This window comes from Micromonospora cremea (assembly GCF_900143515.1).
Classification (GTDB): Bacteria; Actinomycetota; Actinomycetes; order Mycobacteriales; family Micromonosporaceae; genus Micromonospora; species Micromonospora cremea.
Genome location: NZ_FSQT01000002.1, coordinates 1,608,245 through 1,622,041 on the forward strand (window position 1 = coordinate 1,608,245; position 13,797 = coordinate 1,622,041).

A 13,797-nucleotide genomic window follows, 5' to 3' on the forward strand; every position below is an offset into this window, starting at 1 on the left:
ATCGACGCGTGGGGAGAGCGGCGGGCGCGGCGGGGGGCGGCGGGTGCGGCGGGGGGGCGGCGGGTGCGGCGGCGGCGTTGCGTCAGCGGAGGACAAAGCGGGGCTCGCCGTTGGGCGGGAGGTCCAGGCGGGGGGTGACGGGGGTGGCCGCGTCCCGGTCGGCCGCCGCCTGTGCCACCCCGGCGAGGGTGCCGGCCGCCGCCACCTGGGCCAGCGTGACGAGGGTCGGCGGCAGCATGGTCAGCTCGCCCGCCTCGGCCCGGGCCAGCGCGTCCGCCGGGCGGATCCACAGGGTGTGGTCGGCTTCGCCGGAGACGTCCCGGGTCCGCTGGCCCGCTGGCAGCAGGGCGATGAAGAAGTACGTGTCGAAGCGGCGCGGCTCGAACTCCGGGGTGATCCACCGGCTCCACGGCAGCAGCAGGTCCGATCGCAGCGTCAGCCCCCGGCCGGCGAGCAGGGCCGCGAAGCCGAGCCGGCGCCCCTCCAGATCCTGCCGGGCCGCCTCCCAGTCGTCGCCGCTCACGTCGCCCACCACGGTCGTCCGGTCCGGGCCGGCGAGCAGTACGCCGGCCTCCTCGAAGACCTCCCGGGCGGCGGCGCAGACCACCGCCTGGGCGGCGTCCGGGGCCACCCCGAGCCGCTCCGCCCACTCACTCGGTTTCGGGCCGGCCCAGTCCAGGTGTGCGGCGGAGTCGGAGCGGTCCACGCCGCCGCCGGGGAAGGCGTACATCCCGCCGAAGGTCATCGCGGCGACCCGGCGGATGACGTACACCTCGAAGTCGGCGCCGGTTGGGCGGAGCAGCAGCACGGTGGCCGCGACCCGCGGCACCGCCGGCGGGCCGCCCTCTTCCCGGAACCGGCGGGCGTGCTCGACCAGGGCGGCCGGGGCGGCGAAGCCGTCGCTGTCGATCGTCATGCCGCGAGCCTAGTTCCCGGGCCGGCGGCGGTGTCCCGGCGGATGGACCGGCCGGTGGACCGGGCACGGGGCGGTTCACCTGGCTCGGCTAGCGTGCCGACATGACTCGTTGGGGCATCCTGGCCACCGGCCACATCGCCAGCCGTTTCGCCGAAGACCTCCGGCTGGTGCCGGACGCTGAACTGGTCGCGGTCGGCTCCCGCGCCGCGGACAGCGCGCAGCGCTTCGCCGACAAGCACGGCGCGAAGCGCGCCTACGGCTCGTGGGTGGAGCTGGCCGCCGACCCGGACGTCGACGTGATCTACGTGGCCACGCCGCACGCCGCGCACTACGAGGCGGCGATGACCTGCCTGACGGCCGGTAGGGCGGTGCTGCTGGAGAAGCCGTTCACCCTCGACCTGGCCACCAGCACCGAGCTGGTGGACACCGCCCGCGCCGCCGGGGTCTTCCTGATGGAGGCCATGTGGATGCGGACCAACCCGTTGATCATGCGGGCGGCCGAGCTGATCGCGGAGGGCGCGATCGGCACGGTGAGCAGCGTCCGGGCCGACTTCGGGGTGCCCGGGCCCTTCCCGCCGGAGCACCGGATGCGGGCCCTGGCGCTGGGCGGAGGCGCCCTGCTCGACCTGGGTGTCTACCCGGTCAGCCTTGCCCACCTGCTGCTCGGCATGCCGCAGCACATCCGGTCCTGGGCGCAGCTCGGCCCGGAGGGCGTGGACGAGAACACCGGCATCCTGTTCGGCTACGACACCGGCGCGCTGGCCACCCTGAGCTGCGGCATGGTCGGCTCGAGCGGGCTGTCCGCCTCGATCACCGGCAGCACCGGCCGGATCGACCTGCCGGAGCCGTTCTACCGGCCGGGTTCGCTGACCCTGCACCGGGACGGCGCCGAGCCGGAGACGATCGCCGCCGACACGGCCGGCAACGGCTACCAGTACGAGGCGATCGAGGTGCAGCGCTGCCTGGCGGCCGGGCTGACCGAGAGCCCGCTGGTGCCGCACACCGTCACCCTCGAGGTCATGGCCCTGCTGGACGCCGTACGCGAGCAGATCGGCGTGCGGTACATCTGAAAGAAGGGCCCCTTGTTGACGCGAGGCGTCAACAAGGGGCCCTTCTTTTCCGGAGGTGCGCCGTGTCCGGGTCAGCCGAAGAGCGGCCGGACCAGCAGGTACGAGACGCAGGCGATGAGCGCGGCGGCGGGGAACGTGATGATCCAGGCGATCACGATGTTGCCGGCGACGTTCCAGCGGACCGCGGAGAGCCGCTTGGTCGCGCCCACGCCCATGATCGCCGAGGTGATCGTGTGGGTGGTGGAGATCGGGGCCTTCAGCACCAGGGCGTTGAAGTAGAGCACCGCGCTGGCCACCGTCTCGGCGGCGAAGCCCTCCGGCGGCCCGAGGTCAATGATCTTGCGACCGAGGGTGCGGATGATCCGCCAACCGCCGGCGTACGTGCCCAGGGCCAGCATTGTCGCCGAGGTCCAGAACACCCAGCCGGGGATGTGCGTCTTGTCGTCCTGGAAGCCGCCGGTGTAGAGCGCCAGCACCACGATGCCCATGGTCTTCGCGGCGTCCTGCATGCCGTGGCCAACCGACATGGCCGCCGCCGAGGCGGTCTGCGCCCACCGGAAGCCCCGGTTGAGCTTGCCCGGCTGCCCCTTCCGGAACAGCCAGAGGATGGCCAGCATCAGCAGGTAGCCGAGGGTGAGGCCGACGATCGGCGACAGCACCATCGGCAGGAGGATCTTCTCGCCGATGGTGACCCACTGCACGACACCGCCGGTGGACAGCAGGGTCGCGCCGACCAGGCCACCGAAGAGCGCGTGCGAGGACGACGAGGGCAGGCCGAAGTACCAGGTGATCAGGTTCCAGGCGATCGCGCCGAGAACCCCGGCGAAGACCACCCCGAGGCTGGTCACCCCGGTCGGCAGTGTGACCAGGCCGTCGCCGACGGTCTTGGCCACCCCGGCGCCGAAGTGGGCGCCGACGAAGTTGCCGACAGCGGCGAGCAACAGGGCGATCCGGGGTGTCAGCGCCCGGGTGGAGACGCTGGTCGCGATCGCGTTGGCGGCGTCGTGGAAGCCGTTGGTGTAGTCGAACGCCAGGGCCACCGCGATCACCGCCAGCACGGCGATGAGCTCGGGTGTCAGAGTCACTGGTTCAGGACTCCTTGACCGCGATGGTCTCGACGGTGTTGGCCACGTGCTCGAAGGCGTCGCAGGCGGCCTCCAGCTCGTCGGCCACCTCCTTCATCTTCAGCACCGTCAACGCGTCGTACTCACCGGAGAAGAGGCGGACGAGCAGCTGCCGGTTGATCCGGTCGCCCTCGTTCTCGAGCCGGTTGCACTCGATCCAGTAGTCCTCGAGGTCCTTCATTGACTTCAGCCGGGGCATCGCCTCGGCGGTCAACTTGGCCTGCTGGTCAAGCACGTTCACCATCTCGTGCAGCTCGCGGGGCAGCGCCGGAAGCTCGGTCAGCCCGTACAGGTAGAGCAGGTCGCCGACCGCCTCCAGGTGGTCCATGACGTCGTCGAGCAGCGAGCCGAGCCGGTAGATGTCCTCCCGGTCGAACGGCGTGATGAAGGTCGAGTTGATCTTCTTGTACAGCTCGTGGGTGATCTGGTCACTGTCGTGCTCGACCTCGGTCAGCCGCTCGCTGACCGACTGCACGTCGACGCCGGGCAGGGCCAGCTCGTTCAGCAGCTCGGTGCCCCGGACCAGGTTCTGCGCGGCCCTGGTGAAGAGCTCGTAGAAGGCGCCCTCGGTGGGGCGGAAGGAAAACTTCACAGCACAGACCTCGTCGCGTCGGTGGAAGGGTTGCGGCCACCCTTCGGGTGCCCGCTCGGTGAATGCTAGGAAACGCCAGAACGGCGAATTCGTCGGCCCACCCCTGGCCAGGCCTCATTCACCGATCGTTCACCTGCCGTTCATCTCGGCCGTCTCATGCGCCACCGCTCCCCCAGCACGTAACCGTTCGCGCTCGCGGGACACGTCGAAATCGGCAGGCGGATACCCCAGATCGAGAGTGTCGAACGTCTCCCGCAGCAGGTGGGCCACCGCCCAGTCCCGGTACCACTTCCGGTTCGCCGGCACCACGAACCACGGCGCGGCGTCCGTGCCGCACCGGCTCAGCGCCTCGGCGTACGCGGCCTGGTAGTCGTCCCAGCGGGCCCGGGAGTCGACGTCCGAGGGGTTGTACTTCCAGTGCTTGCGGGGGGTCGGTGAGCCGCTCCAGCAGCCGCTCGCCCTGCTCGGCGTACGAGATGTGCAGCATCACCTTGACCAGGGTCACGCCGCCGTCGGCCAGCTCCCGCTCGAAGGAGTTGATCTCGTCGTAGCGGGCCCGCCAGGTCGCCTCCGGCACCAGCGAGCCGACCCGGGCGATCAGCACGTCCTCGTAGTGCGACCGGTTGAACATCCCGACGTACCCCGGCGGCGGTAGTGCCCGGCGGATCCGCCACAGGAAGTCGTGCCGCAGCTCCTGGGGGGTGGGCGGCCCGAACGAGCGGATGTGCAGGCCCAGCGGGTTCATCGCGCCGGCCACCCGCTTGATCGTGCCGTCCTTGCCACCACCGTCCATCGCCTGGAGCACCAGCAGCACCCGGTGCGCCGGCCGGTCCGAGCCGGCCTTGGCCATCGCGAAGAGCATCTCCTGCTGTTGGCCGAGTTCACCGCCGACCAGCTCCACCTGCCCACGGGCCCAGGCCTTGCGGTGCTCTCCGGTCACCTCCGTGCCCGGCAGGCCGGGCGTGGACCGGGGGTCGATCTCCCCGAGATCCACCGGTGCGGTGACCCGCAGCAACTCCCGCATCGGGCCGCCGTCGGGCGCCACGATCTGCGCTTCCTGGGATGCGCTCATCCTCGGATCATCGCCCACCCGCCGACCAACCGCCCGCCGAGCGCCGCCCGGCCCCGGCGGGCTGTCACGTTCAGGGCTGCCGGCGCGTCCTGTTGGCGGGAGGATGTACGCCGGGAAGGCGCCGGCCGGGGAGGGGTGGGTCATGCGGGACCTGGCGACGGAGTTCGAGGCCGAACGGGGCCGGCTGCTCGCGGTGGCCCACCGGATGCTGGGCAGCCGCAGCGAGGCCGAGGACGCGGTGCAGGAGACGTGGCTGCGCTACGCCGGGGCGCTCGCCGACCCGGCGGCCCGCGCCGAGATCCGCGAGCTGTCCGCGTGGCTGACCACCACCTGCGCCCGGATCTGCCTGGACGTGCTTCGCTCGGCCCGGGTCCGCCGGGAGGCGTACCACGGGCAGTGGCTGCCCGAGCCGGTGGTGAGCCCGGTGGGCGACGCGGCGCCGACCAACGGGTACGCCCCCGACCCGGCGGAGCGGGCGGTCCGCACCGACCAGGTCGGCACGGCGCTGATGGTGGTGCTGGAGCGGCTCGCGCCGGAGCAGCGGGTCGCTCTCCTGCTGCACGACGTGTTCGCGGTGCCGTTCGCCCGGGTCGCCGACGTGCTCGGCACCACCGAGGTGGCCGCCCGGCAGCTCGCCTCCCGGGCCCGACGGGCGGTCACCGCACCGGACGTGCCCCGGCACACCGCCGACCCGGCCGAGCAGCGGCGCGTGCTCGAAGCGTTCGTCGCCGCCACCGAGTCCGGCGAACTGGACCCGCTGCTCCGCTTGCTCGCACCGGACGTGGTCTTCATCGGCGACTCGGGCGGGCACTTCCCGGCGGCCCGTCGGCCGGTGGTCGGCGCGGACGCGGTGGGTCGCTTCGCGCTCGGCCTGTTCGGCCGGGCCGGCCGGTACACCCACCGGGTGCTGGCGCGGCCGGTGCTGGTCGACGGTGTGCTCGGCCTCCAGTTGGAGACGGTGCACCCCGACGGCCGACCGATCCGCATGGTCACCGCGCTCGCCGTGCACGAGGGCCGGATCACCGGCGTGTTCAACCAGCTCAACCCGGAGAAGCTGACCGGCCTGCCGCCGTTGGGCGACGACGACCGGTGGCCGCCGCGCTGGTGAGCCGGCCCGGTCGGGCGCCCGTGCGGGCTCAGACCACCAGGGCCAGCCACTTGCGGTACGAGGTGGCGAACGGCTCCGTGCCGTCGCCGAGCGCGCCGAACAGCCAGCGGGCCGCCGCCTCGGCCTCGACCACCACGTCCTCCGGGTAGCCGTACCGGGCCCGGTGCTCAGCGAACTCGTCCTCGTCGAGCAGCTCCACCAGGCCGGTGGCCCGGCGCCGGACGACGTCCAGGTCCAGGTCGATCAGGTGGACGATGTCGTCGGACTCCCAGTGGGCCGGTGTGGCGATGTCGCAGTAGACCTCGCTGGTCCGCGGCGGCGGGTTGAACATGCACGTCCACCACGCGTGGTGCGGCACCAGGAGGACGAACGGGATCTTCTCCACGGACGGGCGGCCGTGGTAGACCGACTCGGTGCCGGCCGGCACGCCGAGCCAGATGCCGAGGTCGTCCTCGGCGAGCCGGCGGGCCGGGTAGTCACGGTGGGCGCTGCCGTCGTACTTGCGGTAGATCACTCGGACCACGTCGCTCGGCATGATTCGCACCCTAACCGATACTGCCCACGCGTCGTAGCGCGGCCGTAACCGGACGCTGCCGCATGCACCGGCGGACCGACGGGCACCACGCCACGCGGACGGATGGGCGCAGCCCGTGTCGGCCGCGGCGGGTACCGTCGCACGGTGACTCCGCCCCGCACCGCCACCGGTTCCGCCACCCCGTCGGCCCGTGGCGGGAGCCGGCGACGGGGCGCCCGGCCCAGCGGAGCGGAACTGCTCGCTGCGGCGGTCGGCGCGGTGCCCGGCGGCGCGGCGCGCCCCGGCCAGCAGGAGATGACCACGGCGATCGAGGAGTGCGTGACCAGCGGCGAGCACCTGCTCGTCCAGGCGGGCACCGGCACCGGCAAATCGCTGGCCTACCTGGCGCCGGCGCTCACCGTGGACGGCCCGGTGGTGGTCTCCACCGCCACCCTGGCGTTGCAGTCCCAGCTGGTCGACCACGACCTGCCCCGGATGGCCGACGCGGTCGAGCCGCTTCTCGGCCGCCGGCCCACCTTCGCGGTGCTCAAGGGCCGCCACCACTACCTCTGCCTGGCCCGGCTGGACAACTCGACCGCCGAAGAGCCGGAGGACACTCTCTTCGACGCCCCGGCCACCCGCCCGGGCGGCGGGACGAGGTGGCTCGGCGAGGCGGGCCGGATGGGCAAGCAGATCGAGCGGCTGCGCGACTGGGCCGAACGGACCGCCACCGGCGACCGGGACGAACTGGACCCGGGGGTCGACGATCAGGCCTGGCGGTTGGTGTCGATGCCGGCCCGGGAGTGCGTCGGGGCGACCCGCTGCCCGTTCGGGGCGGAGTGCTTCGCCGAGGCGTCCCGGGCCCGGGCCCGCGAGGCCGACATCGTGGTGACCAACCACAGCCTGCTCGCCGTCGACATGCTGGCCGACCGCCACATCGTGCCGCCGCACAAGCTGCTGATCGTGGACGAGGCGCACGAACTGGCCGACCGGGTCTCCTCGGCGGCCCAGGCGGAGCTGGTGCCGGAGCTGATCGACCGGTCCACCCGGCGGGCCCGCCCGCTGCTGCGGCCGGAGACCGCCGACGCGCTCACCGCGGCCGGCGACGCTCTCGCGGTCGGGCTGGCCGAAGCGCCGGCCGGGCGCCTCACCGCCGGGCTGCCGACGCCGCTGCGGGAGGCGTGCACGCTGCTCGACGCGGCCACCCGGGCCGCGCTGGACGCGATCGGCGAGGTCAAGTCCGACGATCCCGACCCGGTCCGCAAGCAGCAGGCCAAGGCGGCGCTGGACGAGCTCTCCACGACCGCCCAGCGGCTGCTGGAGGAGGCCGACCACGACGTGGCCTGGGTGGAGAAGAACGACAGCGGCAACCGGCGGGCGCTGGTGGTCGCGCCGCTGTCGGTGGCCGGCACCCTCGCCACCCACCTGTACGACGAGCGCACCGTGGTCGCCACGTCCGCCACCCTGGCGCTGGGTGGCCGGTTCGACACGGTGGCCCGCGCTCTCGGGCTGGACGCGCCGCCGCCCGCCCCGCCGTCCCCGGCCGCCGCCGCGCTGGCCGCCCGCACCGGCCCGGGCCGCCCGGCGGCCGAGATGCCGGGCCGCCGGTTGGCCGGCGACGCCGCACCCGCCGCCGTCGTGCCGGCGACCGAGGGTCCGGGCTGGCGGTCGCTGGATGTGGGGTCGCCGTTCGACTACGCCCGGCAGGGCATCCTGTACGTCGCGGCGCACCTGCCCCGGCCCAGCGTCTCCGGGCTTCCCGAGGCGGCCGGGGAGGAGCTGCTCGCGCTGGTCGAGGCGCTCGGTGGTCGTACTCTCGGGCTCTTCTCCTCCCGCCGAGCCGCGCAGCAGGCGGCGGAGCTGCTGCGCGCGCGGACCGACCTGCCGGTGCTGCTGCAGGGCGAGGAGGCGCTGCCACTGCTGGTCCGCCGGTTCCGCGAGGAGCGCTCCAGCTGCCTGTTCGGGGTGATGTCGCTCTGGCAGGGGGTGGACGTGCCGGGCGACGCCTGTCAGCTCGTGGTCATCGACCGGCTGCCCTTTCCGCGGCCGGACGAGCCGCTCGCGGCGGCACGGGCGGCAGCCGTGGACGCGGGCGGCGGATCCGGTTTCGCGGCGGTCAGCGTGCCGATCGCGGCGGTCCGGCTGGCGCAGGGCGTGGGCCGGTTGATCCGGGCCACCGGTGACCGGGGGGTGGTCGCGGTGCTCGACTCCCGGCTGGAGACCGCCCGCGGCTACGGGCCCTTCCTGCGTCGCTCGCTGCCGCCGTTCTGGTACACCACCCGTCCAGAGGTGGCCCGCGGCGCGCTGCAACGCCTCGCCGGCTCCTGACCTCTTCAGGACACTGCGCGGATCCTGCCGTGGTGCGCCGGGGTCAGGGAGCCTGCGCGGCGACCACCACGGCGTCGGGCGGGGTGTCCGGGACCGTCCGGGCGGCCAGCCGGCGGACCGCGGTGTTCAGCACCGCGATCAGCGGCACCGACACCAGCGCGCCGGTGATCCCGGCGAGCACCACCCCGGCGGCGATACCGATGATCACCGCGAGCGGGTGGATGGCCACCGCCCGGCCCATGATCAGCGGCTGGAGCACGTGCCCCTCCACCTGCTGCACCCCGATCACCGCGCCCAGGATGATCAACGCGGTGACCGGGCCGCTGTCGACGAGCGCCACCAGCACCGCCACGCCACCGGAGAGCGCCGCACCGACGATCGGGATGAACGCGCCGAGGAACACCAGCGCGGCCAGCGGGAAGGCGAACGGGACGTCGAAGATGACCAGGAAGATGCCGATGCCCACCGCGTCGATGAAGGCCACCAGCACGGTCGCCCGGACGTAGGCGCCGAGCGTGTGCCAGGAGGCGCGGCCGGCGTCGTCGACCTTCCACCGGGCGGCCACCGGCAGCAGCCGGACCAGGAAGCGCCAGATCCGGTTGCCGTCCCGCAGGAAGAAGAACGTCGCGAAGAGCACCAGCAGCGTGCCGGTCAGCACCTCGGCCAGCGTCGCCGCGGTGCTCAGTGCGCCGCTGGTGAGATCCGAGGTGTTGGAGTTGATCCAACCCTGCGCCTCGTCGATGTACCGGTCGAGCTGGGTGTCGGAGAGGTGCAGCGGGCCCGTCTTCAGCCAGTTCTGGATCTGCCGGACGCCCTCCGAGGACTTCTGGCTCAGCTCCGGCGCTCCCCGGATGAACTCGTTGACCACCAGGGTCAGCGTGCCGATCACGCCGGCCAGGCCGCCGACCAGCACCACCGCCGTCGCCAGCGACCGGGGCAGCCGGGCCCGCAGCAGCCAGCCCACCGCCGGCGCGAGCAGCGCCGAGAGCAGCAGGGCGATGGCCAACGGGATGATCACGATCTTGACGGTGCCGACGATCCGGAGCAGCGCCCAGGCCACCACGCCGATGACGATCAGCCGCCAGCACCAGGCGGCGGCGATCCGCAGCCCGTGCGGAACGTCGGCGTCGTCCCGGCTGGCGGTCGAGGTGTGCAGGTCCACCGGGGGTTCCGTGCCGACGACCGTGGCCGACGGCGGCGCGGTCGGACCCGGCGCCACGGGCGAGGCCACCCGGGCCGGCTCCGGGGTGTCGCTCGAAGCGTTCCGATCGGCGCGTACCGACTCCCGTGACGACTGGTAGGCGCGGCGGAGCCGCCCGCGTACCCGCTCGAAGCGGCTCAAGCGCACCTCCTGGCAGAGAACCGGTCCGCCCACAGCGACAGGTCGGACAGCCTACGTCCGTTCCCGACACCATAGGGCAGTTCCGCCACACATTGCCCCGGCCGCCTCCGCCGCAACCACCGTCGGGCCGGCCGTCGCCGACACGGTAGCGTCTGCGGCGTGACCGCCGACCAGGATCTCGACGCCGGCCTGCCGATCCGCCTGCTGCACGACCGTGTGCTGGTGCGGATGGAGGGCAGCGAGGGCGAGCGCCGCTCCACCGCCGGCATCGTCATCCCGGCGACCGCCGCGGTCGGCAAGCGCCTCGCCTGGGCCACCGCCGTCGGAGTGGGGCCGAACGTCCGCGCCATCGTCTCCGGCGACCGGGTGCTCTTCGACCCGGACGAACGCTCCGAGGTCGAGCTGCACGGCCGCGGGTACGTGCTGCTGCGGGAGCGGGACGTCCACGCCGTGGCCGCCGAGCGGATCGAGAACGACTCCACCGGCCTCTACCTCTGACGCGCCTCCCCCGGCCACCGGGCCCCGCCGCGCGCCGTTTGCCAGCCCGCACGAAGGGAAGCCATCCGGCGACCGTGGCCCTGGGGAGGGACGATGCCGGTATTCGTGAAGAAGCTGCTGGCCTGGGGCAGCGTCGCGTTCCTGATCTACTTCATGGCGTTCCGGCCGGACGGCGCCGCGGAGATGTTCAAGGCGATCGGGGCCGGGCTGATGGCGATGGCCCAGGGCCTCGGTGACTTCCTCACCACCCTGATGACCTGAGCCGCCGCGGCCGTCACTGGTGACCGGACGGCCAGGGCGCCGCCGGCGGAGGGCCGTACCAGCCGGGCGGGGCATGTCCCACCGGGGGCGGCGGCGCGGCCAGCACCACCGGAATCGGCACCACCGGCTCCTCCGGCGCGGCCACCGGACGCTGCGAGCCGTCCGGAAAGCGCAGGTGGTAGCGACTGCCGTCCCAGACCCCGGCCGGAGCCTGCGGGTCCCGCCCGACGAAGAACGACCGGTACGCGGTGATCGCCTCCAGCAGCTCCCGCTCCTCGGTGGCCGTCCGTTCCAGGTCGGCGGGCTTGCGATCCAGGCCGCGCAGCGACCCGTCGCGCAGCAGGGCCAGCCGGGTGGCGGCGAACTGGTACCCGCGCATCGCCCGCACCCCGGCGTCCCCGGCCACCCGCCGCGCCCAGCTGCGGGCCGCGTGCCGGCGACCGAGGCTGCTCAGCGCGGCCACCTCGGGCGGGCTCAGCCAGCCGGCGTGCACGTAGTCCGGCAACGTCCGCTCGGTGAGCCGTCCCTCCCACGCGCGCAGCCACACCGCCAGCCCCACCATGCCGAAGAAGATCGGCACCATCAGGCCCAGGAAGCCGTACAGCATGATCAGCGCCTCGCCGGTGGCCTGGGTGAGCGTCGGCAGCAGGTTCCAGGTGCCGTGCAGCATCATCGCCAGCAGCAGACCGGCGACCGGGGCGAGCACCCGCACGCGCCGGTCGGCGGTACGGGCCGCGACACCGAGCCCCACACCGGTCATCGAGGTGAACAGCGGATGGGCGAACCCGAACAGCAGGATCCGGACGATGAAGATGGCGATGACCTGCTGGGTCCCCGTCGCCGGGCCGTACCGGTCGGCGCCGGTCGCGTAGCCGTACCCGCCCAGGTAGAGGATGTTCTCCACCATGGCGAAGCCGACCGCGGAGAGGCCGCAGTAGACCAGGCCGTCGGTGATGCCGGACCACTCCCGGCGGCGGAACACCAGCAGCAGGATCGGGCCGAGGGCCTTGGTCAGCTCCTCGATGAACGGCGCCACCAGCACCCCGGTGAGCGCGGCCGGCAGCCCCCAGTCAGCGAACCGGGCGGCGGCGAACTCGTTCACGGTGAGCGAGGCGGCGGTGGAGACGAACGCGCCCCAGGCGAAACAGAAGATCAGATACTTCAGCGGCTCCGGCTCGTACCGGTCCAGCCAGAGGAAGCAGGCGACCAGCACCGGCACCGGCAGGATGGCGGCGACCACCCCGATCAGCAACGCCCGAACGCCGAGCGACTGGCCGAGCGTGAAGACCATGAACACCGCGCACCCGGCGATGAACAGCACCACCCCGGCCAGCACCAGGAAGCGCCGCCAGCCCAGGCGGCGCAGCGGCATCCGGGGCGCCTCGCCGGAGGACGGGGCTGCGGGCGCGGGCGGCGACGGCAGGGGTGCACCGGGCGGGGTGTCGGCCATGCGGTCAGCGTAGCCATCCGTCGCCGGCTGGTCCGGGCCCATCGGCAGCCGGTATGCTGCCGACAGGTCACGAGCGCCAGCGTCAAGCCCCGGCTTGCTGGCCGGCAACCCTCGTCGAGTTCGCGGTGGGGTGCCCCGGGTGATGACCGGGCCCAGCCCGATCGGCGTGCTGGGCAAGCGCGGACCCCGTCCCGACATCGCACCCGGGGTCCCTGACCCCGGAGGTTCCGGCGTGTCCGTCACTCTCGTACCCTCGCTGCCCACCCGGTCCGGCACCACGCCCGCGCCGGCCCCGTCGCGGCCGCTCGACGTCCTCGGCGTACCGGGTGAGATCAACCTGGACTACGCGGCCAGCGCGCCGTGCGCGCGGGCCGCCGCCGACGCGGTGGCCGAACTGCTCCCCTGGTACGCGAGCGTGCACCGCGGTGCGGGAGCGCTGTCCCGGCGCTGCACGCTGGCCTACGAGCGGGCCCGGCAGACGGTGGGCGACTTTTTCGGCGCCCGCGCCGACGACCACGTGATCTTCACCCGCAACACCACGGACGCGCTCAACCTGCTGGCGCGGGCGGTGCCCGCAGGCACGACGGTGGTCACCTTCGCCGGCGAGCACCACGCCAACCTGCTGCCCTGGCCGCGTGGCTCGGTGCGACTGCCGGTGCCCACCGATCCCGCCGGGGCGGTACGCGCCCTCGCCGCCGCCCTCACCGAGCTGCGCCGGGACAGCAACGCGGCGCTGCCGGTGCTGGTCGCGGTGACCGGGGCGAGCAACGTGACCGGTGAGCGCTGGCCGGTCGCCGAACTGGCCCGGGTGGCCCACCGGCACGGGGCCCGGATCGTCCTCGACGCCGCGCAGCTCGCCCCGCACGCCCCGGTCGACCTGCTCGCGCTCGACGTGGACTACCTGGCCGTCTCCGGTCACAAGCTGTACGCGCCGTTCGGCGCGGGCGTGCTGGTCGGCCGGGCGGACTGGCTGGACGCCGCACCGCCGTACCTGGCCGGGGGCGGAGCCACCAGCCACGTCGGGCCGGCCACGCACGACGTGACCTGGGCGACCGGCCCGGCACGGCACGAGGGCGGCACGCCGAACCTGCTCGGCGCGGTGGCGCTGGCCGCGGTGTGCGCGGCGCTGGCCGGGGCGGACCGGGCCGCGCTGGCCGCCGGTGAGCAGGCGTTGCTGGCTCGACTGCGGACCGGCATCGCCGCCCTGCCGCACGTGGTGGAGCTGCGCACCTTCGGCCCGGACACGCCCCGCGTCGGCATCGTCTCGTTCGTGGTCGCCGGGCGGGACTCGGCCGAGGTGGCCGCCCGGCTGGCCGCCGACCACCGGATCGGCGTACGGGACGGGCTGTTCTGCGCCCATCCGCTGGCTCGGCGGCTGCTCACCGAGGCGGCGGGGCGCACCGGCCGGCGGGACCTGCCGCCCACCGCGCTGCGCGCCAGCGTCGGCCTGGGCAGCACCCCCGCCCAGGTGGACCGGCTGCTCGCCGCGCTCGCCACGCTGGGCTGAGCCGGCGGCGCGGCG

11 protein-coding genes, 3 pseudogenes and 1 riboswitch are annotated in these 13,797 nt (G+C 73.7%); of the genes and pseudogenes, 7 read left to right on the forward strand and 7 right to left on the reverse strand.

What is annotated here, in order from left to right; genetic code table 11:
* Positions 1-82 precede the first annotated feature (82 nt).
* Entirely contained in the window at positions 83-916 is an 834-nt protein-coding gene (locus BUS84_RS20885; protein ID WP_074314914.1) for an NUDIX hydrolase, read from the reverse strand.
* 101 nt (positions 917-1,017) lie between these two features.
* On the opposite strand from BUS84_RS20885, the gene BUS84_RS20890 reads away from it, so the two are divergent.
* Positions 1,018-1,986, forward strand: a complete 969-nt coding sequence (locus BUS84_RS20890; RefSeq protein ID WP_074314915.1) for a Gfo/Idh/MocA family protein — start codon at positions 1,018-1,020, stop codon at positions 1,984-1,986.
* 71 nt (positions 1,987-2,057) lie between these two features.
* Here the strand turns inward: BUS84_RS20890 and BUS84_RS20895 are convergent, their stop codons facing one another.
* From BUS84_RS20895 to BUS84_RS20905, 3 genes and pseudogenes are all read right to left on the reverse strand, one after another.
* A complete protein-coding gene (locus BUS84_RS20895) occupies positions 2,058-3,065 on the reverse strand; it encodes an inorganic phosphate transporter (RefSeq protein ID WP_074318964.1) in 1,008 nt (335 codons plus the stop codon).
* Positions 3,066-3,075: 10 nt separating this feature from the next.
* On the reverse strand, positions 3,076-3,702 hold the full coding sequence (locus BUS84_RS20900; RefSeq protein ID WP_074314917.1) for a DUF47 domain-containing protein: 627 nt from the start codon (positions 3,700-3,702) through the stop codon (positions 3,076-3,078).
* Between the two features lie 129 nt (positions 3,703-3,831).
* A pseudogene (locus BUS84_RS20905) lies at positions 3,832-4,726 on the reverse strand (PPK2 family polyphosphate kinase).
* Positions 4,727-4,916: 190 nt separating this feature from the next.
* Between BUS84_RS20905 and sigJ the strand changes: the two are divergent.
* The gene (sigJ, locus tag BUS84_RS20910; RefSeq protein ID WP_074318965.1) at positions 4,917-5,882 is read left to right on the forward strand and encodes an RNA polymerase sigma factor SigJ; all 966 of its coding nucleotides are present in this window, start codon (positions 4,917-4,919) and stop codon (positions 5,880-5,882) included.
* 28 nt (positions 5,883-5,910) lie between these two features.
* On the opposite strand, the gene BUS84_RS20915 is transcribed toward sigJ, so the two are convergent.
* Positions 5,911-6,417 (reverse strand): DUF402 domain-containing protein, encoded by a 507-nt coding sequence (locus BUS84_RS20915; protein ID WP_074314919.1) that lies wholly within the window; start codon positions 6,415-6,417, stop codon positions 5,911-5,913.
* Between the two features lie 102 nt (positions 6,418-6,519).
* Here BUS84_RS20915 and BUS84_RS41290 point away from each other — a divergent pair.
* Positions 6,520-7,917: pseudogene (locus tag BUS84_RS41290) on the forward strand (ATP-dependent DNA helicase); the annotation flags it as partial.
* A gap of 111 nt (positions 7,918-8,028) precedes the next feature.
* Positions 8,029-8,724, forward strand: a pseudogene (locus BUS84_RS41295) (ATP-dependent DNA helicase); the annotation flags it as partial.
* A 43-nt stretch (positions 8,725-8,767) separates the two neighbouring features.
* On the opposite strand, the gene BUS84_RS20925 reads toward BUS84_RS41295, so the two are convergent.
* Positions 8,768-10,066 carry an AI-2E family transporter gene (locus tag BUS84_RS20925; protein ID WP_084757816.1) on the reverse strand — a complete coding sequence of 433 codons (1,299 nt, stop codon included), beginning with the start codon at positions 10,064-10,066 and terminating at the stop codon, positions 8,768-8,770.
* A 159-nt stretch (positions 10,067-10,225) separates the two neighbouring features.
* Between BUS84_RS20925 and BUS84_RS20930 the strand changes: the two genes are divergently transcribed.
* A complete protein-coding gene (locus tag BUS84_RS20930) occupies positions 10,226-10,564 on the forward strand; it encodes a GroES family chaperonin (protein ID WP_074314920.1) in 339 nt (112 codons plus the stop codon).
* A 93-nt stretch (positions 10,565-10,657) separates the two neighbouring features.
* A complete protein-coding gene (locus tag BUS84_RS38680) occupies positions 10,658-10,825 on the forward strand; it encodes a hypothetical protein (RefSeq protein ID WP_167627074.1) in 168 nt (55 codons plus the stop codon).
* A gap of 13 nt (positions 10,826-10,838) precedes the next feature.
* Here the strand turns inward: BUS84_RS38680 and BUS84_RS20935 are convergent, their stop codons facing one another.
* The gene (locus BUS84_RS20935; RefSeq protein WP_074314922.1) at positions 10,839-12,317 is read right to left on the reverse strand and encodes a PrsW family intramembrane metalloprotease; all 1,479 of its coding nucleotides are present in this window, start codon (positions 12,315-12,317) and stop codon (positions 10,839-10,841) included.
* Between the two features lie 23 nt (positions 12,318-12,340).
* Positions 12,341-12,461: riboswitch (SAM riboswitch) on the forward strand.
* Between the two features lie 70 nt (positions 12,462-12,531).
* On the opposite strand from BUS84_RS20935, the gene BUS84_RS20940 reads away from it, so the two are divergent.
* Entirely contained in the window at positions 12,532-13,782 is a 1,251-nt protein-coding gene (locus tag BUS84_RS20940) for an aminotransferase class V-fold PLP-dependent enzyme (RefSeq protein WP_425293495.1), read from the forward strand.
* Positions 13,783-13,797: the final 15 nt, after the last annotated feature.